General features: G+C 67.1%; 20 protein-coding genes. 11 read left to right on the top strand and 9 right to left on the bottom strand.

The features are described from left to right. Positions 1-47: 47 nt before the first annotated feature. Positions 48-1,694 carry an Nramp family divalent metal transporter gene (locus tag GEM_RS17905; RefSeq protein WP_014898777.1) on the bottom strand — a complete coding sequence of 549 codons (1,647 nt, stop codon included), beginning with the start codon at positions 1,692-1,694 and terminating at the stop codon, positions 48-50. Positions 1,695-1,795: 101 nt separating this feature from the next. Next, positions 1,796-1,933 carry a hypothetical protein gene (locus GEM_RS31890; RefSeq protein ID WP_014898776.1) on the bottom strand — a complete coding sequence of 46 codons (138 nt, stop codon included), beginning with the start codon at positions 1,931-1,933 and terminating at the stop codon, positions 1,796-1,798. Positions 1,934-3,003: 1,070 nt separating this feature from the next. Between GEM_RS31890 and GEM_RS17900 the strand changes: the two genes are divergently transcribed. After that, positions 3,004-3,273, top strand: a complete 270-nt coding sequence (locus tag GEM_RS17900) for a hypothetical protein (RefSeq protein WP_014898775.1) — start codon at positions 3,004-3,006, stop codon at positions 3,271-3,273. Positions 3,274-3,384: 111 nt separating this feature from the next. Beyond that, entirely contained in the window at positions 3,385-4,872 is a 1,488-nt protein-coding gene (locus tag GEM_RS17895) for a carbohydrate porin (RefSeq protein ID WP_014898774.1), read from the top strand. 119 nt (positions 4,873-4,991) lie between these two features. Here GEM_RS17895 and treA read toward each other — a convergent pair whose 3' ends face one another. Continuing rightward, positions 4,992-6,695: an alpha,alpha-trehalase TreA gene (treA, locus tag GEM_RS17890; protein ID WP_014898773.1), complete on the bottom strand. Its 1,704-nt coding sequence runs from the start codon at positions 6,693-6,695 to the stop codon at positions 4,992-4,994. Positions 6,696-7,026: 331 nt separating this feature from the next. Between treA and GEM_RS17885 the strand changes: the two genes are divergently transcribed. Together GEM_RS17885 and GEM_RS17880 are read left to right on the top strand one after the other, a co-directional pair. Then, positions 7,027-8,415, top strand: a complete 1,389-nt coding sequence (locus GEM_RS17885; protein ID WP_014898772.1) for an MFS transporter — start codon at positions 7,027-7,029, stop codon at positions 8,413-8,415. 354 nt (positions 8,416-8,769) lie between these two features. Next, complete coding sequence (locus GEM_RS17880; RefSeq protein ID WP_014898771.1) at positions 8,770-9,981, top strand: winged helix-turn-helix domain-containing protein; 1,212 nt, start codon at positions 8,770-8,772, stop codon at positions 9,979-9,981. A 93-nt stretch (positions 9,982-10,074) separates the two neighbouring features. On the opposite strand, the gene GEM_RS17875 is transcribed toward GEM_RS17880, so the two are convergent. Together GEM_RS17875 and GEM_RS31885 are read right to left on the bottom strand one after the other, a co-directional pair. Then, a complete protein-coding gene (locus tag GEM_RS17875; RefSeq protein ID WP_014898770.1) occupies positions 10,075-11,214 on the bottom strand; it encodes an alpha/beta fold hydrolase in 1,140 nt (379 codons plus the stop codon). A gap of 11 nt (positions 11,215-11,225) precedes the next feature. Further along, positions 11,226-11,657, bottom strand: coding sequence for a hypothetical protein (locus tag GEM_RS31885; RefSeq protein WP_187293286.1), 432 nt, complete (start codon positions 11,655-11,657; stop codon positions 11,226-11,228). Between GEM_RS31885 and atpG the strand changes: the two genes are divergently transcribed. Together atpG and atpC are read left to right on the top strand one after the other, a co-directional pair. Beyond that, positions 11,572-12,441 carry an ATP synthase F1 subunit gamma gene (gene atpG, locus GEM_RS17870; protein ID WP_014898769.1) on the top strand — a complete coding sequence of 290 codons (870 nt, stop codon included), beginning with the start codon at positions 11,572-11,574 and terminating at the stop codon, positions 12,439-12,441. The two genes, GEM_RS31885 and atpG, sit on opposite strands and share 86 nt — an antisense overlap. A 13-nt stretch (positions 12,442-12,454) precedes the next feature. Further along, entirely contained in the window at positions 12,455-12,934 is a 480-nt protein-coding gene (atpC, locus tag GEM_RS17865; RefSeq protein ID WP_014898768.1) for an ATP synthase F1 subunit epsilon, read from the top strand. A 16-nt stretch (positions 12,935-12,950) separates the two neighbouring features. On the opposite strand, the gene GEM_RS17860 is transcribed toward atpC, so the two are convergent. Both GEM_RS17860 and GEM_RS17855 read right to left on the bottom strand, forming a co-directional pair. Then, the gene (locus tag GEM_RS17860; protein ID WP_006751720.1) at positions 12,951-13,169 is read right to left on the bottom strand and encodes a DUF1653 domain-containing protein; all 219 of its coding nucleotides are present in this window, start codon (positions 13,167-13,169) and stop codon (positions 12,951-12,953) included. A gap of 55 nt (positions 13,170-13,224) precedes the next feature. Continuing rightward, complete coding sequence (locus GEM_RS17855; protein WP_014898767.1) at positions 13,225-13,668, bottom strand: GNAT family N-acetyltransferase; 444 nt, start codon at positions 13,666-13,668, stop codon at positions 13,225-13,227. 153 nt (positions 13,669-13,821) lie between these two features. Between GEM_RS17855 and GEM_RS17850 the strand changes: the two genes are divergently transcribed. The 4 genes from GEM_RS17850 to GEM_RS17835 all read left to right on the top strand — a co-directional run bounded on the left by GEM_RS17850 (position 13,822) and on the right by GEM_RS17835 (position 16,180). Then, a complete protein-coding gene (locus GEM_RS17850) occupies positions 13,822-14,082 on the top strand; it encodes a type II toxin-antitoxin system Phd/YefM family antitoxin (protein WP_014898766.1) in 261 nt (86 codons plus the stop codon). Next, positions 14,079-14,345, top strand: a complete 267-nt coding sequence (locus tag GEM_RS17845) for a Txe/YoeB family addiction module toxin (RefSeq protein ID WP_012366508.1) — start codon at positions 14,079-14,081, stop codon at positions 14,343-14,345. The genes GEM_RS17850 and GEM_RS17845 overlap by 4 nt, the downstream gene beginning before the upstream one ends. A gap of 223 nt (positions 14,346-14,568) precedes the next feature. Then, positions 14,569-15,192, top strand: a complete 624-nt coding sequence (locus tag GEM_RS17840) for an HAD hydrolase-like protein (protein WP_014898765.1) — start codon at positions 14,569-14,571, stop codon at positions 15,190-15,192. Between the two features lie 415 nt (positions 15,193-15,607). Then, positions 15,608-16,180 carry a DUF4142 domain-containing protein gene (locus GEM_RS17835; protein WP_014898764.1) on the top strand — a complete coding sequence of 191 codons (573 nt, stop codon included), beginning with the start codon at positions 15,608-15,610 and terminating at the stop codon, positions 16,178-16,180. Between the two features lie 106 nt (positions 16,181-16,286). Here GEM_RS17835 and GEM_RS17830 read toward each other — a convergent pair whose 3' ends face one another. Then, a complete protein-coding gene (locus tag GEM_RS17830; protein WP_014898763.1) occupies positions 16,287-16,886 on the bottom strand; it encodes a GNAT family N-acetyltransferase in 600 nt (199 codons plus the stop codon). A 58-nt stretch (positions 16,887-16,944) separates the two neighbouring features. Beyond that, complete coding sequence (locus GEM_RS17825; RefSeq protein ID WP_041490727.1) at positions 16,945-17,859, bottom strand: LysR family transcriptional regulator; 915 nt, start codon at positions 17,857-17,859, stop codon at positions 16,945-16,947. Between the two features lie 108 nt (positions 17,860-17,967). Here GEM_RS17825 and lysA point away from each other — a divergent pair, with 108 nt between their 5' ends. Further along, a complete protein-coding gene (gene lysA, locus GEM_RS17820; RefSeq protein ID WP_014898761.1) occupies positions 17,968-19,206 on the top strand; it encodes a diaminopimelate decarboxylase in 1,239 nt (412 codons plus the stop codon). Positions 19,207-19,631: the final 425 nt, after the last annotated feature.

Here is a 19,631-nt window from a genome sequence, read left to right as displayed (position 1 = left end):
CTCGCGGGCCGGCATGTGCGTACTCCTGGTGATGACGACGTACGGCGTTACTTCATCAGCGTCATCTGCACGACCTTGACGATCACGAGGCCGACCGCGATCACCAGATAGCCGCGCAGCACGGCCATCCAGACCCGCGTCGCGACCGTCATGTTCTGCGGCTCGAGCGAGTCGAGCGGCGGCATGCGCCACGTGGCGCGCAGCGAACGATCGATGCCCGGCTCGACGACACGCTTGTTGCGGCGGATCAGCACCGTCGCGAGATAACCAACGATCGCGAGCACCGTGCCGCCGACCAGCACGTCGACGATCGCTTCACCGCTGATGTCCGGATACATCACCGACGCGGTCAGGATGATCGACAGCAGCACGAGCACCCAGATCACCGCGCCCGTGAACACGTTGAGCTTCGTCGAGTTGACCCACGGGCCGAGCACCTGGCGATCGTTGCAAAGCACGAGCAGGAACACCGTTGCGCTCGGCAGCAGCACGCCGGCGAGCGTCTGCACGGCTTCGGTCAGCAGGCCGAGCGGGCTGCCCGGGATCAGCACGAGCGCGGCAGCGGCCGCGACGATCCCGAAGTAGACCAGATAGAAGCCCTTCGCATCGGACACGCCGCGATGCAGCGAATGGCGGATCTTGAACACGTCGCCGATCGCGTACGCGGTCGACAGCGACACCGCCGCCGCGCCGATGATGCACGCGTCGAGCAGCGCAACCGCGAACAGCGTCGCGCTCGTGCGGCCCGCATACTTCTCGAGGCCCGCGATGATGCCGCCTGCGTCGCTGAAGTTGCCTGCTTCCGGGTGCCCGCCGAACAGCGCGGCGCTGAAGCCGATCATCGCGACCGCACCGATCAGCACGAACGCGATGCCGATCCACAGGTCGACCTTTTCATACTTCATGAAGCGCGGCGTGATGCGCTTGTCGATCACGTAGCTCTGCTGGAAGAACAGCTGCCATGGCGCGACCGTCGTACCGACGATGCCGATCACGAGCAGCATCACGTCCGACAGCTTCGCGTGCGCGGGCCAGTTCGGCACGAAGAAGTCGCGCGACATCTGCGCCACCGGCGGGTGGATCGACACGAGCACGGGCACGAGCAGCAGGCTCAGCACGCACAGCACGATCGCGAACCGCTCGAAACGCCGGAAGTCGCCGGTACTCACCGCCGCCATCGTCAACGCGGCGGCCACGCACACGCCCGCGATCTTCGGGAGCCCGAAGAAAGCCAGCACGAAGGTGATGCCGATGAACTCGGTGACGATCGTCAACGCATTCAGCAGGAACAGGTCGATCACGCTGAACGCGCCCCAGAACTTGCCGAAACGCTCGAAGATCAGGCGCGCATGGCCGACGCCGGTGACCGCGCCGAGGCGCAGCACCATTTCCTGGTTGACGTACAGCACCGGCACAAGCAGCAGCAACGTCCACAGCAGCGTCGTGCCGTAGTTCTGGCCCGCCTGCGTGTAGGTGCCGAAGGCGCCGGCGTCGTTGTCGCCGACCATCACGATGAGGCCGGGGCCGATGATCGCGAGCAGTGTGCGCAGACGTGCCCACCACGTGCCGCGCGCGGCTGTGTCGTGATGCGCGATCGTGCCGAGGGCACCGCGGATATCACCCAGGTGGGCTTCGTCGAGCACGGCGCTGCGTTCGACGGCGATCGGTGGAGAGACGTTGGATGGCGTGGACATGATGGATTCCGTACGGCTGGTTTTTTATCCGGTAAGCGTGTGACCTTGGTATACGCGCGCGGAACGGGGCCGCAAGCGCATGCCGAGGCGCGCTCGGCGCTTCAGTGGAACAACGATTTCAACTGTTTCAACAGGCGGGAGAACACCCGCGGACGGGCGTCGAGCATCAGCATCGCGTCGTAGTGCGGACGCGCATCCGCAACGTGCGGAAGATTCGACAGCAGAAGGCCGAAGTTCATGGTCTGGCTCCTGGCGGCGACGGCATGCGTGCCGGCCGCGTGGTGGGCGCGGGGCCAGTCCGGGGCCTGAACGACGTGTCAGGCTAGTCGGCCGGAATGTCCCTGCGACCCGGGTTCAAAAGGGTCTGTTGCTGCAACGGGCATAAGGGACAACTGTCACTGTCGTTCATGGCGGCTCCTGTGCGGTGTTCCGGAGAACACGGTTGGCCACCGCACGGCGCGCGGGCCGTCGTTCGGGCGCAGGCGAAATGCATGCGCGAACGCGGCCGCGCACCGGGGCGGCGGCGAAACCGGGCGGCGCATGCGAAAACGCATCACGCTAACCGGCGCGAATCAGGGTGCACGTAGGGGGTACTGCGAAATGCTGCTGCGCACACCGTTTGCCTGGAGGGACAAACGGCGGCTTCGATGAGGCGCGGACGTCGGTCGCTCAGGCGGAAATTTCGGTCGAAGATCGACTACTGCAGGCGTCCAAGGCGGCGGCCCCAAGAGTGAAGATGGCGGATTCTATGGACCGGCTGAAAAGGAAGTCAACCCTTTGAATCGCCGTTGGCGGAATATTTTTTCGGGTTCACGGCCACTGAAAGATTCGCGCCCGAAATGACGCGCCGCAACCTTTCAGCGCGCCAGCCGGCGCGCGCCACCGATGCGTGCAAGCAACAGTCCCCGCGGGGCGCCGGCGGCGGCCGTAGCGCCGGTCGGCCGGCCGGTTCCGCCATGACGCAGCCGGTGGGATGCACGCAACGCCGATGCTTTTTTGCTTGCACCGCAGCAAAGCTCGCGACTACAATCCGCCCCAATTCATCAAGGGAGTCCCTCCGTGGACGCATGCTCTAGTTGCAGTTCGATGCCGGTCCAGGCCGGCCAAGCCATCGCGAGATAGCAGCCAGACGCATGTCTTTCGCCGCTAGCTCGCATTCGTCGGGTTAGCGCGCTTCCTCCCGGGCCGGCCATCGCCGGTTCGTCAGTCGCACGCTCCGTTACGTTCCAACCGCCGATCGCAGGCCGCGCCGCGCGCCCGCGCTCGATCACGTCGTCCGGCAGGCGCCGGACCGGACGGAGGCAACGTCATGTTCTTTCAATCGTTCGCGCTCAGACTCAAGCGACTCGTGCACCTCGCGTGCGACCGCTCGTTCGTTTCGGCCCTTTCACCGCTCGCTCATGCGCTCGCCAGCTGGCGAAGCGCGGCGCTCGCGCATGTGCCGACGCTGCCCCGCCCGCTCGACTGCGTGCTGATCGGTGCGATGGCGGCCGCCATCGCGCTCGTCGCGCTGCTGTGCACGGCCGCGTCGCGCCTCGGCTTCATGCAGGTGTGGCGCGTCGGCGGCTGGCTGCCGTAAGCGGCGGCGCGGCGCGCAGCAGGCGCGTGCCCACGCGCCGCCCGCGCCTGCGCCATCGCGTCACACCCTCACTTCTTCAGTCTAACTAATCAATCGAATAATGGAGCCTACATGAGGAATCGTTTCGAACCCACGCTGCGCAAACCGCGCCTCGACGCGCTCGCGACGCTGCTGCTGTCGCTCGCCGCCGCGCCCGCGTTCGCACAATCGTCGGCGCCCACCGCGGCTGCCGAGCCGGCGGCCGGCGCCAGCGACACTGCCGCCCCCGCACCGGCCGCCGATGCTGCCGCGCCCGCTCCGACCGGTTTCTGGGAACGCTCGAACCTGCTCGGCAACATGGGCGGCCTGCGCGACGTGCTCGGCGATCACGGCGTCACGCTGAACCTGCAGGAAACCAGCGAGTACCTGTACAACGCCGCAGGCGGCACGCAGCGCGGCGGCGCGTATCAGGGTCTCACCCAGTTCGGCTTCAACGTCGATACGGAAAAGGCGATCGGGCTGCCCGGCGGCACGTTCAACGTGTCGGCCCTGCAGATCCACGGCACCAACCTCACGCAGCGCTACCTGCAGACGCTGCAGACGGCGACCGGTATCGAGGCGAATTCGACCACGCGCCTGTGGGAGCTCTGGTACCAGCAGGCGTTCCTCGACGGCAAGGCCGACGTGAAGGTCGGCCAGCAGAGTGTCGACCAGGAATTCATGGTGAGCCAGTACGCGGCGACCTTCATGAACGCGACGTTCGGCTGGCCCGTGCTGCCGTCGACCGACCTGCCGGCCGGCGGCGCCGCGTATCCGTTGTCGTCGCTCGGCGTGCGGCTGCGCGTCAAACCGGCTGACGCGTGGACCGCGATGGTCGGCGTATTCGACGGCAACCCGGCCGGCCGCAGCGACGGCGACGCCCAAGTGCTGAACGCGCACGGCACCAACTTCAACCTGCGCAGCGGCGCGTTCGTGATCGGCGAACTCCAATACGCGCTGAACGCGCCGCCCGCCGACCCGAAAGCGCCGCAACCGACCGGCCTGCCCGGCACCTACAAGCTCGGCTTCTGGTATCAGTCGCAGCACGCGGACGATCCGCGCACCGGCACCGACGGGCTGTCGCTCGCGAATCCGGCGAGCAACGGGATTCCCGCCACGCATCGCGGCAACTACGGTTTCTATGCGGTCGCGGATCAGATGGTGTGGCGGCCGGCGGCAGACAGCCCTCGCTCGGTCGGCGTGTTCGCTCGCGTGATGGGCGCACCGGGCGATCGCAATATCGTCGATTTCGCGGCGAATGCGGGCGTGACGCTCAAGGCGCCGTTCAAGGGCCGCGACAACGATACGGCCGGCATCGCGGTCGGCTACGCGAAGATCGGCTCGCATGCGCGCGGCTTCGACGGCGACACCGGGGTCTACACGACGCCCGGCTATCCGGTGCGCCGCGCGGAGACGGTGATCGAGGCGACCTACCAGTATCAGGTCACGCCGTGGTGGCAGTTGCAGGCCGACCTGCAGCACTTCTTCCGGCCGGGCGGCGGCATCCCGAACCCGAACGTGGCCGGCGCGCGCATCGGCGACGAAACGGTGGTCGGCGTGCGCACGACGATCTCGTTCTGACGCGCGTCACATGCAACACGGGCCGGACGGCCGCTCAAGCGGCGATCCGGCCCGTGCGGTCGCGGGCTGGCGACGCGCTGCGCGCCGCCCGTTACCGGGCGTTCGTTGCTTGCCGCCAGTTACTCGCCATACAGACCCAGCAGTTTCAGCGTGACGCCGTTGGTCCAGCCGAAGCCGTCCTGCAGCGGATATTCGCCGCCACCGCCGCCGCCCGCGCCGGCACCTTCGACCACGTACTTCTCGACGAGCTTGCCTTCGGTCGCATACACATGCTTCACGTCGGTCAGGAAACGCGTGTCGATGTCCTTCGCGAGCGCCGGTTCGCCGTAGCGGCGCAGCCCTTCGCTCGCGATCCACTGTAGCGGCGCCCAGCCGTTCGGCGCATCCCACTGCTGGCCCGTGTTCGCGGTCGTCGTCGCGAGGCCGCCCGGCTGCAGCAGCGTGTTGCGCACCTCGCGCGCGGTCGCCTTCGCGCGCTCGGGCCACGCAACGCCCGCGAACAGCGGATACAGCGCGGCCGCCGTCACGGCGTCGCGCGGCTTGCGCAGTTGCCAGTCGTAGTCGCCGTAATAACCATGGCGATTCCACAGATAGCGATTGATCGCGGCCGCGCGCCGCGCCGCGCGCGCCGAGAAATCGGTCACGCAGGCGACGTCGCGCGACACCGTGCAGCCCTTCACGATCGTCGTCTCGAGATGGAACATCAGGCTGTTCAGGTCGACCGGCACGATCGACGTCGTGCGGATCGTCTCGAGCGTCCTGCCGTCGCCGAACCAGCGCGAGCTGTAGTCCCAGCCGCTTTCGGCGCCCGCGCGCAGGTCGCGGTACACCTCGTTCGCCGGGCGGCCCGGCACGGCCTTCGCGGTCGTCACGTCCTCGAGATACGACTCGTCGCGCGGCGTGTCGCTCGCGTCCCAGTAGCGGTTCAGCACCGCGCCGTCCGGCAGCGCGACCACGTGGCGCGCGGCCTGCCCGCGCGGCGTCGTGGTTTCGCCCTGCATCCAGTACGCATGCTCCTTGCGCAGCGCCGGCAGGTATTTCTGGTAGACCTTGTCACCTTCGGCCTGCGCGGCGAGCGTGACCATGTATGCGAAGAACGGCGGCTGCGAGCGGCTCGCATAGTAGGTGCGGTTGCCGTTCGGGACGTGGCCGATCGTGTCGATCAGATACGCGAAATTGTCGAGCATGTCGTCGACGAGATCCTCGCGCCCCGACACCTGCAGCCCGAGCATCGTGAAATAGCTATCCCAGTAGTAGCCTTCGCGGAAGCGCCCGCCCGGCACCACGTACGGTTTCGGCAGCGCGATCAGCGAGCTGTACGGCGGCACCGTCGCGCTCGTGCGCGTCAGTTGCGGCCACAACCAGTCGATGTGCTGGCGCAGCGTCTGGTTCGGTGGCGGCGTGACCCCGCCTGCCGGCGGCGGCGTGAAGTGCTGATCGACAAACGCCATCAGCGAGAAGCCCGGCTGCGACTTCTGTTGCTGATACAACCGTACGATCGTCGCCGGATCGGTGTCGGGCGTCGCATCGACGAAGGTCTTCTGGTCGGGATAGAGCTGCGCGGTCTGCACCGCGACGAACAGGTTACCGTAGAGCTGGCTCGGTGGCGGCAGCAGCGTGCCGGAGGCCGGGCTCGCGAGCGCCGTCGTGGCGGGCGCCGCGGCCTGGCTGGCCGCCTGCATGGCGGCCCGGTTCGCATTGTCGGCCTGCGCGGCGCAGCCGGCGACGGCCAGGTAGGCGACGGCCGTGACGGCGGCCCAGCGCAGACGCGGCGCGGGCGACGAACGATGCGATGCGGTCGATGCGGCACGACGTGACGTCATGACGTGTCCCCTCCTTTCGATGGTGAGTGGATCGGCAGGGGTCTCGTTCGCGCGGGCGCTCGTCTCGATGGCCGTCGATCGATGCGCGTGGTTGTATTCCGCAGATGAGCTGCGACTGTCGCACGAAACACGCATCGCACGCAAGTTTCGCGGCCGGGGCTGCAGGCCGGCGTCAGGTGTCTTGTCATGTATCGCGCCCCGGACCGCAGTCGTCTCTTCTTTCACAAGCGGTAACAGGAACGACTGTTGCAACATGCGGAACAAGCGTTGTCTCGCGTGACGCAACGACCACATTGTGGGCATAATGGCATCTTTACCGCGCGCCCTGCCCATGTCGCCCGTCTTTCTAGCACCGCTCATCGTTGCCTGTGCGTTGTTCATGGAAAGCGTCGACGCGAACATCATCGTCACCGCGCTGCCCGCGATGGCGAGGGACTTCGGGCACAATCCCGTCACACTGAACATTGCGATCACGGCCTACGTGGTCGGCCTCGGCGTCTTCATCCCGATCTGCGGATGGCTCGCCGATCGCTTCAGCGCGCGCTCCGTATTCCGCACCGCGATCGGCATCTTCGTCGCCGGCTCGCTGATGTGCGCGGCCTCCAACTCCCTCGGCGTGCTCACGTTCGCGCGCTTCGTGCAGGGCGTCGGCGGCGCGATGATGGTGCCGGTCGGCCGGATCATCATCTTCCGCGCGGTGCCGCGCTCCGATCTCGTGCGCGCGATGAACTACCTCGCGATTCCCGCGCTGTTCGGGCCCACGGTCGGGCCGCTCGTCGGTGGCTTCATCACGACCTACCTGCACTGGCGGATGATCTTCTTCATCAACGTGCCGATCGGCATCTACGGGATCTACCTCGCGAGCAAGCACATCGCGAACACGCACGAGCCCGATCCGGGCCCGCTCGACTGGTTCGGCTTCCTGCTGTCCGCGAGCGGCGCCGCGCTGCTGCTGATGGGCCTGACGCTGATCGACGGTTCGCTCACGTCGCGCAGCAACGCGATCCTGATGTGCGTGGCCGGCACGGCGATGCTCGCGCTCTACGTGCCGTACGCGCGCCGCAAGGAGCGCCCGGTGCTCGACCTCAGTTTCCTGAAGATTCCGACCTACCACGCGAGCGTGGTCGGCGGCTCGCTGTTCCGCATCGGCCTCGGCGCGGTGCCGTTCCTGCTGCCGCTCGCGCTGCAGGAAGGGCTCGGGATGAGCGCGTTCCACTCCGGGCTGATCACGTGCGCGTCCGCGCTCGGCGGCGCGGTGAGCCGCTCGACGGCCACGCACACGCTGCGCCGCTTCGGCTTTCGGACGGTGCTGATCTATAACGCCGCGTTCGCCGGGCTCGCGATCGCCGCGTACGGCATGTTCCATCCGGGCATGGCGACCTGGGCGATCTGGACGATCGTGCTGGTCGGCGGCATCTTCCCCGCGCTGCAGTTCACGAGCCTGAACTCGATGATCTACGCGGACATCTCGCAGAGCGACGCGGGCCGCGCGACGAGCCTCGGCAGCGTCGTGCAGCAGATGTCACTCGGGCTCGGCGTGACGGTCGCCGGCCTCGTGCTGCACGTGTCGCACTGGCTGCAGGGGCATCAGACGATGGTGTGGTCGGATTTCTGGCCCGCGTTCGTGGTGGTCGGGCTGTGTTCGTTCGCGTCGATTCCGATCACGCGGCGGCTGCCGCCCGGCGCCGGCGACGAAGTCGCGCGCGGCAAGCGGCAATAAACGGACAACGGATGGGCGGGCGGGACAAGGCTGGCGCCTGAAAAACCGGACAACCAAAAAAATCAGCGAACATCCACACGGGGCCGGTGCACAGCCGCATGGATGTCCGCTCAGGGCTCCGGGTCACTCATTGGGGGTTGAGAATCCCGGATCTACTTCCTGCGTGCCATGGACATATGTGCGTCGGAAGCGGAATCGTTGCGCGCCTGTTTCGTCGCGCCATGACTGCACTATAGGGAAACTCGCGCCGCGCATCTGTCAACCATTGTCAGACGCGGAGCGTGCACGCGTCGCACACGTGCGCCGCTTTCGCGCTAAAGTGGTGCCCGACCGCCACCCTCAGCCGCCGTTCCGATGCTTACGCTCTCGCCCGCCGCCGCCCGCGCGCTGCATCTCGCCGCGCAGGGCCTGCTGACCCCGCCCCGCCGCAAGGCCACCAAGGCCGACGTGCTCGACACGATCCGCCGGATGGCGCAGTTGCAGATCGATACCATTCACGTCGTCGCGCGCAGCCCGTATCTCGTGCTGTTCAGCCGTCTCGGCGACTTTGCGCCGCAGTGGCTCGACGAACATCTCGCCGAGGCTCGCCTGTTCGAATACTGGTCGCACGAAGCATGCTTCCTGCCGGTCGAGCAGTTCGGGCTGATGCGCTACAAGATGCTCGATCCGTCGGGAATGGGCTGGAAATACGCAGCGGACTGGCACGAGCAGAACCGCACCGAGATCGACCGGCTGCTCATGCGGATTCGCGACGAAGGCCCGGTGCGGTCGGCCGATTTCATCCGCGAAGGCGGCGCGAAGGGCAATGGATGGTGGGATCGCAAGCCCGAGAAGCAGCACCTGGAAGTGCTGTTCACCACCGGTGACCTGATGGTGTCCGAGCGCCGCAATTTCCAGCGCGTGTACGACGTACGGGAGCGCGTGCTGCCCGGCTGGGACGACGCGCGCGACCTGCCGCCGCGCGATGCGGTGCTGCCCGCGTTGCTCGACTACACGTGTCGCGCGCTCGGCGTCGTGCGTGCGGACTGGGTGGCCGACTACTACCGGCTGCCGCGCCGTTCGTACCACGCGGAGCTCGAGCGGCTCGCGGACGCCGGCGAACTGATTCCGGTGAAGATCGCCGACTGGAAGGAGCCGGCCTACGTGCATCGCTCGCTCGACGCGCTGCTGCCGGCCGCCGCGGACGACACGCTGCGCTCGACGGTCACGACGCTGCTGTCGCCGTTCGATCCGGTGGTGTGGGACCGGCGGCGCGCATCGACGCTGTTCGGGTTCGACTACACGATCGAGTGCTATACGCCCGCGCACAAGCGGCGCTACGGCTATTTCTGCCTGCCGGTGCTGCATCGCGGCCGGCTGGTCGGGCGCGTCGACGCGAAAGCGCATCGCGCGCTCGGCACGTTCGAGCTGAAGGCCGTGCATGTCGAGCCGGGCGTGCGGTTCGGCACCGGGCTCGCGGCCGACGTCGCGAAGGCCGTGAAGCGTCTGGCGGCGTGGCATGGCACGCCGGAGGTGACCGTCGCGCACGCGCCGCCGGAGCTGGCGAAAGCGCTGGCCGGCAGTTGAACGCAGGCCCGGCGACCCTGCTCGCCTGCCGCAGGCGTTGGTGCCGACACCGTTGCCGCGCCGAGGCCCTGGCGCGCCGCGCGGCCGCAACCGTTACCGCTGCGCGGCGATCCAGCGGGCAATCCCCGGCCACACGTCCTTCAGCGTGCGCGAGCCCATGAACAACCCGATATGCCCGCCCGGCACGAGCTGGCGCGTCACCTGCGAGGCGGGCGTGCCCACCAGGTCCTGTGCGGCAAACACCTGCTCCTGCGTCGTGATGTCGTCGGCCTCGCCGGCGAGCAGATAAACCGGGCATGTGATCGCCTTCAGGTCGAGCGTACGCCCGAGCGCGACGAACGTGCCCTTCGCGAGCCGGTTCTCCTTGAAGATCTGCACGATTGCCTGCAGATACCAGCGCCCCGGCAGGTCGATCGGACTTTCGTACCAGTTTGCGAACGCTTCGCGCTTGCGCAGGTAGTCTGCGTCGTCGAGGTGTTCGTACAGGTCGACGTGCTCGGCGAGATAGTGCTGGTCGGGATGCATGTTCTTCCAGCCGCGCAACATGAAGCGCCCGCGCATCAGGCCGCCACCCATCGTCACCAGCTCCTCGTAGAACGACGTCGGACAGGCGTGCGCCATCCGCTTGATCGGGCCGTCGCCCGCATCCGTGTCGATCGGCGCGCCCGCGAGCACGAGGCTCGCGACCTTGTGCGGAAAGCGCGCCGCATACATCGCGGACATCCACCCGCCCTGGCACAGCCCGACGAGATTCACGCGCCCGCCGAGCTCGTCGACGCATACGTTCAACTCGGCCAGGTACTGGTCGATCTCGAGATCGCGCATGTCGTCGGTCGCCGAGCGCCAGTCCGTCAGGTACACGCGCGTCACGCCGTGCTCGCGCAGCGTCTGCATCAGGCTCTGCCCCGGCTGATAATCGGCGATCATCGCCCGATGTCCCGCATACGGCGCGTCGACGATCGTCGGCAAACCGTGCGCCGGCGCGACCGAATAATCGCGGAACGTCATCGTGCGTAGCGCCAGCAGCGCGCGGTTCGGCGATGCCAGCGCCGGATGCGGCTCGCAATGCAGCTTCTCCTCTTCCGCGGCGAAGCGCAGGTTGCGCGCGGTGAACGCCGCACCGAGCTCGAACATCGCGGCGGCGGCGGCCATCGGCCAGAAGATCGGCAACGCGGGCGTGCTGACCGACGGCGCGGCGGGCGCGGAAGGCGTGACGGCTTTCTTCAAATTCATCGGTATCCTCATCAGGTCGAACATGCAGCGGAACTAGCGTGTCGCGATGCGTGACGATCGCATGGCGCCCGCGACGAATCGCACGTCGCGAGCGCCGCCGTGACGGATTCGTCCGTCACCACATCGACCTTCCGATGCTGACGAAAGTCGGCCATCGAACGCCCGTCGCGATGATCGGCGAACCCATTCTGGTCCGTACCCGAAAACGATCCTTTGACCGCCGTCAATCGTTTCAGGTGAAATCCCGATAGCATGAAATCGCGCGATGACACTTCGATGGCTGCGGTGCGATACCGGCCGACATCGCGTCGCCACGGCGCACCTGCGACATCGGGCGCCCTGCCCCCCTCACCGCATATGCACATCCGCGAAATCCGCTCGAAGATCGCCAGTACCTCGTCCACGCGCAAGATCACGAAGGCGATGGAAATGATGGCCCGCACCAAGATGGCCAGCGCCCAGCGGCGTGCACGCGATTTCCGGCCCTATGCGACGCGCATCCGGGAAATGGCCGAGCGCGTGCTGCGCGACCGGCCCGACCACGTGTCCGCGCTGATGGTGCGGCGCACGCCCGTGCGCCGCGTCGGCCTGATCGTCGTCAGCACCGATCGCGGACTATGCGGCCCGCTCAATACACGGCTGCTGGTCGAATGCGTGGATGCGCTCGAACGCTGGGACCAGGCCGGCGTTGCGTGCGAAATCAGCGTGATCGGCGCGCGCGGTATCGCGCCGCTGATGCGCCATGGCGCGACCATCGCCGCCCGCGCAGGCGGCCTCGCCGCCGCGCCGCAGTTCGAGCAATTGCTCGGCGCGCTGCTGGTGCCGCTCACCGCGTTCGTCAACGGCGAACTCGACGAGGTACACATCGCGTACAACCGGCTGACGAGCCCGCTCGCGTATTCACCGCGGATCGACGCGGTACTGCCGATCACCGGCCTCGACACCGGCCCGCCGGCCGGCGACCCGGCCGCGTCCGATTATCTGTACGAGCCCGCGCCGAAGCCGGTCGTGGATACCTTGCTGCTGCGCTACGTCGAGGCGATGCTCTACCAGGCCATCGTCGAAAACCACGCGTGCGAGCAGTGCGCGCGGATGTTCAGCATGCAGACCGCGACCGACAACGCCGACCGCGTGCTGCGCGACCTGCGGCACCTGTACCAGAAGACGCGGCAGGCGCAGATCACCACCGAGCTGTGCGAGATCGTCGCCGGCGCGGCGGCCGTCTGAAGGAGGAGGAAGCATGCCAACGTCGATGAAGCTCGACATTCTCAGCGTGGAGGACGTGCTGTATTCGGGCGACGCGCATTTCGTCGTCGTGCCGGGGGAAAGCGGGGAGCTGGGTATCTACCCGCATCATGCGCCACTGCTCACGCGACTGCGGCCCGGCGTCGTGATGGTCGTTGCCGCACCGGGCGGCGAGCATCGCCGCCTGCTCGTCGCGGGCGGCCTGCTGGAAGTCAGCCGTGCCGGCGTGACGCTGATCGCCGATCACGCGCTGCGCACGCCCGAACTCGACGACCTGCGCGCACGCGAAGCACGCCATGCGGCGGACGACTGGCGCCGGCGCTTTGCGCACGAAAACCGGCGCACATTCGATTTCGCATCGGCTCGCGCGGAACTGATGGACGAAATCCGGCGCTTCTTCGCACTGGCGATGCACCGGCAGGCCGCGCCGCACGACCCGGCGGGCGGCGCCAGCCAGGCCGCGTCGGCGCCGTGACGGTCGGCCGGTGCGCTCAGTCGCGCAGCTTGCGAAAACGCGGCGTGCCGTCCGGCAGGTTCTCGTTGAACATCGCTTCCGGCCGCACCCACAGGCCGCGCGCATGCGGCCACAGATGCTCGTACACGACCACCGATTCCTCGGTTTCGGAATGACGGGCGACGCCGATGTAGCGATACAGGCCGCCCTTGTAGTGGCGATGCGTGGCGAGCTGTTCGGCTTCCTGTTCGGTCATGATCTGGTTCCCTTCGGCAAAAACGAAAGCGCGTATTGTATGCGCTCGCCGCGCGTCAGCGTTTCGCGTAGACGTCGGGGCGGCGGATCTCCATCAGCCGCTCCGGATTCGCGGACGGCCCGAAGCCGACCGGCCGGTACAGCTCGTGCGCGTCGGTCGTCACGAGCATGATGCGGCGCAGGCTTTGCACCATCGGCTGCGCGAATACGTGGTCGATCAGCGCGCGGCCGTAGCCGTTGCCGCGTTCGGCCGGCAACACGAACACGTCGCACAGGTACGCGAACGTCGCATGATCGGTCACGAGCCGCGCAAACCCGACGAGCCGGTCGCCGACATACGCGCCGAAGCACAGCGAGCCTTCGATCGCGCGCTCGACGACATCGCGCGGGATGCCTTGCGACCAGTACGCATCGCGATGCAGGAAGTCGAAGATCGCGTCGATGTCGAGTTCGCGCTTGTCGGTGGAAAATCTCAGCGTGGCGGGGGTGGCTGCGGGCACGTCGGCTCTCCGGTGGGGTCGCGGGCGGAGCAGCAACGATAGCGCGGCATCGGGCGGGCGACAAGCGACGGCCGACTCGACATGTACAATATCCCGTACAACAAATCCACCTGTGCTATAGTTGTACAGTTTAAAGTACAAGTGAGGCAAGTCATGCGCACGATTCACTTTTCGGATGCCCGCGGCAATCTGAAGACGGTCATCGACCAGGTCGTCGACGACGCGGACGTGACGCTCATCACACGTCGCGACGCGCCAAACGCAGTCATCATGTCGCAGGAATACTATGACAGCCTGATGGAGACGGTTCACCTGCTGCGCTCGCCGGCCAACGTCGCCCACCTCGAGCGCTCGATCGCGCAATTGCGCAAGGGCAAGGCGAAAGAGCACAAGCTGGCGGGGGACGATGAATGAGCGTACGACGCGTGCTCTTTACCTCCGACGCGTGGGACGACTATGTTTATTGGCAAGGGCAGGACCGCAAGACGCTCAAGCGCATCAACCAGCTCATTCGCGAAGCCCAACGTACGCCATTCGAAGGCATCGGCAAACCCGAACCGCTGAAGGCCAATCTGTCCGGCTTCTGGTCGCGCCGCATCGACGACACAAACCGTCTGGTTTATGAAGCTGACGATCTTCAGATCAGCATCGTGTCCTGCCGCTACCACTACGCGTAGCATCACCCCCGCCGCCTTCCGCCCTCCCGCTCACGGCGCCGGCAACGCCCGGTCGGCCTTGCAACGCTTCAGCGGCAGCGGCCGGGCCGCCACGATGCGCGTCACCTCGCGTGTGCGCGGGTCGATCTGCCGCCTGCGCGCGCATGGCGGCGATACACGCCGACCACGACCGGCTCGATTCGGTGCTATCGTCACTCGCTCGATCAACCTGCCGCACCGTTTGATGCCCTATCGACTCATCGCGTTCGACTTCGACGGCACCCTTGCCGATTCGCTCGACTGTTTTCTCGCCGCACTGACGGAGGCGTCGCGCCTGCACGGCTTTCGCGACGCCACGCCCGAGCTGCGCCCGGCGCTGCGCGGCATGTCGGCGCGCGAGATCATCCGCGCGCTCGAGGTGCCGATGTGGAAGGTGCCGCGCGTGACGATCGACATGCGCCGGCTGATGCAGCCGCGCATCGCGCAGGTGCAGCTGTTCCCCGGGGTCGACGCCACCTTCGACGCGCTGGCCGCGCGCGGTATCCGCATTGCGATCGCGACGTCGAATGCCGAGGACGTCGTGCGCGACCGGCTCGGCCCGCACGCGAGCCGTCGCGTCGATACGTTCGCGTGCGGCATCCCGCTGTTCGGCAAGGCGCGCCGGCTGCGCGCGCTCGTGCGCGAAACGGGCATGCAGCCCGATGACGTGCTGTATGTCGGCGATGAAATCCGCGATGCCGATGCGGCGCGCCGTGCGCGCATCGCATTCCAGGGTGTCGCATGGGGTTACACGGCCCCCGACGCGTTGCAGTCGCATTGCGCGACGCCGTTGCTGCCGAGCCTCGAAGCACTGCTCGATCACGTGTGACGGTGCCGTGCGCATCGCACGCCCGATCCGGCGTCACGTCACGCGATGCCCCGCGCCGCACACACGCACGCACGCACGCACGCACGACAATGAAACGCCGATGACACGCGCGCACATCGCTCCCATCGCACGCGCGCCGCACACGCAAAAATTGCCGGCGCGCCATGCACCGCAGGTACGCACTACCGATCCGCGCACGCGCACATCGTTTCGTCTTACGAACCGTTACACAAACCACAGCGCGGTTGCACCTGCTACCGGAGCGCTCTCCTAGAATCAGTCAGGCCGGGAAACACTTCGAACGCCGCCGCGGCAGAGCGGCGAACGATTCCGGCCCGGGCGCGCCCGGTCTCTCGCACAGCCGCGGATCACCCGATCCGCCCGTTAATCAGAGCCCCGATCGAAAGGAGGTCCCATGAACCGCTTTCCCCAAATCTCGCGCCTTGCATTGTCTGCCGCTGGCCTGCTTCTCGTCGCCGTGACGGCGACCGCGCAAACCGCACAACCGGCGCCGTCCGCACCGGCCGCCGCCACGCAAACGCGCATCCACGAAGCCGACCAGGCCTTCATCACGGACGGCACGAAGACCGTGTCGACGCAGCACGACGCCGCGCGCATCGCCGATTCGCGCACGTCGGACAGCCAGGTCAAGGCGTTCGCGCAACGCGTGTCGACCGACGATGAAAAGATCATCCAGGCGATGCGCGCGGCAAGCCCGCGCGGCATCGACGTGCCGGCCAACGACCCCGACACGGCCGTGCTGAACAGCATCAAGAACCTGCGCGGCGCGGAGTTCGACAAGGCGTATATCGAGCAGGTCGCGCTCGCCGGCCAGCAGAAGACGATCTCGGCGTTCCAGGCCGAAATCGCCGCGGGCCGCGACACGAAGCTGAAGGAAGTCGCACGCCAGGCACTGCCGATCCTGCAGGCACACTACGCAGACGCACAGAAGCTCGCACAGCGTCACCACCTCGCATCGGCGCAGTAACGCGATGCACTGCCGCGCGTGGCGCGGCACACCGCTTCCCCCTCGTCGCGTCGCCGCCCCCTTCCGGCGGCGCGACGCACATCCCGCACGCGATACGCGATCGACGTCAGGTCGCGAGTTTCGCCTTCAACCGTTCGCGGATGTCCGGCCATTCGTCGTCGATGATGCTGAAGCGCACCGAGTTGCGCTTGCGGCCGTCGGGCATGATCCGTTCGTGACGCACGATCCCTTCCTGCTTCGCGCCGAGCCGCAGAATCGCCGCGCGGGACTTCTCGTTCAGTTCGTCGGTCGTGAATTGCACGCGCACGCAGCGCAGCGTGTCGAACGCGTACGCGAGCAACAGCCATTTCGCTTCGGTATTCGCGCGCGTGCGCTGCGCCGACTCGCTCAGCCACGTATGACCGATCTCGAGCTTGCGATTCTTGCGGTCGATCTTCCAGAAACGCGTGCTGCCGATCACGCGGCCGGACGCACGCTCGACAATCACGAACGGCATCACCGTGCCGGCTGCGCGGCCCTGCAGCGCCGCGTCGAGATACGCGTCGATCGTGTCCTCGCCCGGCACGACCGTGACCTTCAGGTTCCACAATTGGCCGTCCGCCGCGGCATCGAGCAGCAGCTGCCGGTCGGATGCCGCGAGCGGCCGCAGTTCGATGCGTTCGCCGATGAGGGTCGGTTGTTCAAGGGACGATGAAGCGTCAGTCATGACGGGTTCCGTGGAAGTTGCGGATGCGCGCGGCGAAACGCCCATGATACGGCCGCCTTTAGCGGGGCAGCGCAGCGAGCCGGCGGCGGATCGCTGTCGCTTCACCGCGCAGCGCCTCGGCGAACGCGTCGACGAGCAGGCTCTTCGGCCGGTGCTCGGGCACGATCACGCTGACCCGGTACGGAAACGACCGCGTGAGCGGCCGCACGTGCAGGTCGCGCCCGACGAAATCGAGTGCGGTCAGCGGATTGACGATCGCGGCGCCGAGCCCCTGCCGCACGAACGCGCACACCGACACGGCCGACGGCGTCTCGACCACCGAACGCGGCGCGACGCCGAGTTGCGCGAACGCCTCGTCGATCAGGATCCGGTACGGGTCGTTCAGCGACAGGCTCACGAACGGGCGATCGGCAAGATCCGCGAGATCGATGGCGTGCTGCGCGAGCAGCGGATGGCCGTCGGGCAGCACGCAGACCTCGTCGACTTCCAGCAGCGGCGTGAGCACGGTGCCGGCCGGCGCGACGTCGTGCTCGGTCAGCCCGAGATCGTAGCGCTGCGCGGTCAGCCATTCCTCGAGCACCGGCGACTCCTGCGTCGCGACCGACACGCTGACGCCCGCATGCGCGTGGTGAAAGCGCCGGCATGCGCCGGGCAGGATCGCATGCGAAAACGCCGGCAGCGCGATCACCGACAGCTGGCCGTCGCGAAACTCGCGCAACCGCGCGGCCGTCGCCGCGATGCGCTCGAGCCCCACATACGCGAGCCGCACGTCGTCGAACAGCGTGAGCGCGGCCATCGTCGGCCGCAGCCGGCCGTGCGTGCGCTCGAACAGAGCGAAACCGACCACCTGCTCCATCCGCGCGAGCTCGCGGCTGATCGTGGGCTGCGACGTGTAGAGCATCTCGGCCGCGCGCGTCGTGCTGCCGGTGACCATCAGCGCGCGGAAGACTTCGATATGCCGGTGGGTGAGCATGGCCACTATATCCAGAATGAATCGAATATCAATAAACAGGCATTTTACTGTATAGCCGTTCAGGCGCATCATTCACGCTATCCGTCCATTCGACCCGATTCATCCGCCATGTCCCTCGATTCCCGCCAGCTCGCGGCACTCGCGCAGCAATACGGCACCCCGCTGTGGGTGTACGACGCCGACGTCATCCGCGATCGCATCGCCCAACTGCGCCAGTTCGACGTGATCCGCTATGCGCAGAAGGCGAACTCGAACCTGCATATCCTGAAGCTGATGCGCGACGAAGGCGCGTGCGTCGACGCCGTGTCGCTCGGCGAGATCGAGCGCAGCCTCGCGGCCGGGTTCAGCCCGGCAGGCGAGCCGGAAGGCGTCGTGTTTACGGCCGACCTGATCGACCGCCCGACGCTCGCGGCCGTACTGAAACACGGCGTGACCGTGAACGCCGGCTCGCTCGACATGCTCGCCCGCGTCGGCGAGCATGCGCCCGGCCATCGCGTGTGGCTGCGCGTGAATCCCGGCTTCGGCCACGGCCACAGCAACAAGACCAACACCGGCGGCCCGCAAAGCAAGCACGGGATCTGGATCGACGACGTGCCGCGCGCGATCGAGATCGTGCGCCAGTACGGGCTGAAGCTGGTCGGCATCCACATGCATATCGGCTCGGGCGTCGACTACGGCCACCTGTCGCAGGTGTGCGACGCGATGGTCGATCTCGTCACGTCGCTCGGCCACGACATCGAGGCGATCTCGGCCGGCGGCGGGCTGTCGATCCCGTATCGCGACGGCGAGCCGCGCGTCGACGTCGGTCACTACTTCAGCCAGTGGGATGCCGCACGCAAGCGGATCGAACGGCATCTCGGCCACGCGGTGCGCATCGAGATCGAGCCGGGCCGCTTCCTCGTCGCCGAAGCCGGCACGCTCGTCACCGAAGTGCAGGCCGTGAACCGCCGGCCGAAGCACGACTTCGTGCTGATCGACGCGGGCTTCAACGACCTGATGCGGCCGTCGATGTACGGCAGCTACCACGCGGTGTCGGTGCATGCGCAGGATGGCGCGCTGCCCGCCGGCCGCCCGCTCGTCGACATCGCGATCGCGGGGCCGCTGTGCGAGTCCGGCGACGTGTTCACGCAGGACGCAGGCGGCGTGGTCACGCACCGCAAGCTCGCGCAGCCGCAGATCGGCGACCTGCTGTTCCTGCACGACGCAGGCGCGTACGGCGCATCGATGTCATCCAACTACAACAGCCGGCCGCTCGCGCCGGAAGTGCTCGTCGATCGCGGCACGCCGCGGCTGATCCGCCGCCGGCAGACGATCGACGAACTGCTCGCGCTCGAAACGTTCGCGTAACACGCGCATTCGCGCCGCGTTCGACAACCCGAACGCCGACGGCCAGGCTTGCCGCTACCGGCATGCCTGGCCGTTTTGCTTTTCAGCGGTTCGATTCGGTTCAGTCCGGGGCAACCGTTCGACCGCGCCGTAGCACCTGATGCTGCGCACCCCGTGCAACCGCAGCAGATCGCTTGCACCACGCTCCATGCGCGGAGAAAAACTTTCCACGCCACGTCGAAAGTCCGTGCATTTTTGGAAGCACTTTCCTTTTTGACAAAACTAAGATTGCCCTCAGTCGTTCAGCATTTGCGTCACCGGATACGCATCGACGATGCAGCCGGTCTACCCCACTCGCAAGCCGCACGGGCACACATGAACACGATGCTTGAACTCTTCGCCGCGCACCGCTACGCCACCGTGCGCGAACGCATGCCGTAACGCAT

The organism is Burkholderia cepacia GG4, from assembly GCF_000292915.1.
Taxonomy (GTDB): domain Bacteria; phylum Pseudomonadota; class Gammaproteobacteria; order Burkholderiales; family Burkholderiaceae; genus Burkholderia; species Burkholderia cepacia_D.
The sequence above is the reverse complement of the archived record's forward strand: the minus strand, read 5'-3'. Positions and strand labels throughout refer to the sequence as shown.

Bases quoted from the DNA above. Each gene is read 5' to 3' on its own strand.
- GEM_RS17880 (WP_014898771.1), top strand. From the start codon at position 8,770: ATGCTTACGCTCTCGCCCGCCGCCGCCCGCGCGCTGCATCTCGCCGCG.
- GEM_RS17905 (WP_014898777.1), bottom strand. From the start codon at position 1,694: ATGTCCACGCCATCCAACGTCTCTCCACCGATCGCCGTCGAACGCAGC.
- treA (WP_014898773.1), bottom strand. From the start codon at position 6,695: ATGACGTCACGTCGTGCCGCATCGACCGCATCGCATCGTTCGTCGCCC.
- lysA (WP_014898761.1), top strand. From the start codon at position 17,968: ATGTCCCTCGATTCCCGCCAGCTCGCGGCACTCGCGCAGCAATACGGC.
- GEM_RS31890 (WP_014898776.1), bottom strand. From the start codon at position 1,933: ATGAACTTCGGCCTTCTGCTGTCGAATCTTCCGCACGTTGCGGATGCG.
- GEM_RS17885 (WP_014898772.1), top strand. From the start codon at position 7,027: ATGTCGCCCGTCTTTCTAGCACCGCTCATCGTTGCCTGTGCGTTGTTC.
- GEM_RS17860 (WP_006751720.1), bottom strand. From the start codon at position 13,169: ATGACCGAACAGGAAGCCGAACAGCTCGCCACGCATCGCCACTACAAG.
- GEM_RS17835 (WP_014898764.1), top strand. From the start codon at position 15,608: ATGAACCGCTTTCCCCAAATCTCGCGCCTTGCATTGTCTGCCGCTGGC.
- GEM_RS17875 (WP_014898770.1), bottom strand. From the start codon at position 11,214: ATGAATTTGAAGAAAGCCGTCACGCCTTCCGCGCCCGCCGCGCCGTCG.
- GEM_RS17840 (WP_014898765.1), top strand. From the start codon at position 14,569: ATGCCCTATCGACTCATCGCGTTCGACTTCGACGGCACCCTTGCCGAT.
- GEM_RS17830 (WP_014898763.1), bottom strand. From the start codon at position 16,886: ATGACTGACGCTTCATCGTCCCTTGAACAACCGACCCTCATCGGCGAA.
- GEM_RS17845 (WP_012366508.1), top strand. From the start codon at position 14,079: ATGAGCGTACGACGCGTGCTCTTTACCTCCGACGCGTGGGACGACTAT.
- GEM_RS17900 (WP_014898775.1), top strand. From the start codon at position 3,004: ATGTTCTTTCAATCGTTCGCGCTCAGACTCAAGCGACTCGTGCACCTC.
- GEM_RS17825 (WP_041490727.1), bottom strand. From the start codon at position 17,859: ATGCTCACCCACCGGCATATCGAAGTCTTCCGCGCGCTGATGGTCACC.
- atpC (WP_014898768.1), top strand. From the start codon at position 12,455: ATGCCAACGTCGATGAAGCTCGACATTCTCAGCGTGGAGGACGTGCTG.
- GEM_RS17850 (WP_014898766.1), top strand. From the start codon at position 13,822: ATGCGCACGATTCACTTTTCGGATGCCCGCGGCAATCTGAAGACGGTC.
- GEM_RS17895 (WP_014898774.1), top strand. From the start codon at position 3,385: ATGAGGAATCGTTTCGAACCCACGCTGCGCAAACCGCGCCTCGACGCG.
- atpG (WP_014898769.1), top strand. From the start codon at position 11,572: ATGCACATCCGCGAAATCCGCTCGAAGATCGCCAGTACCTCGTCCACG.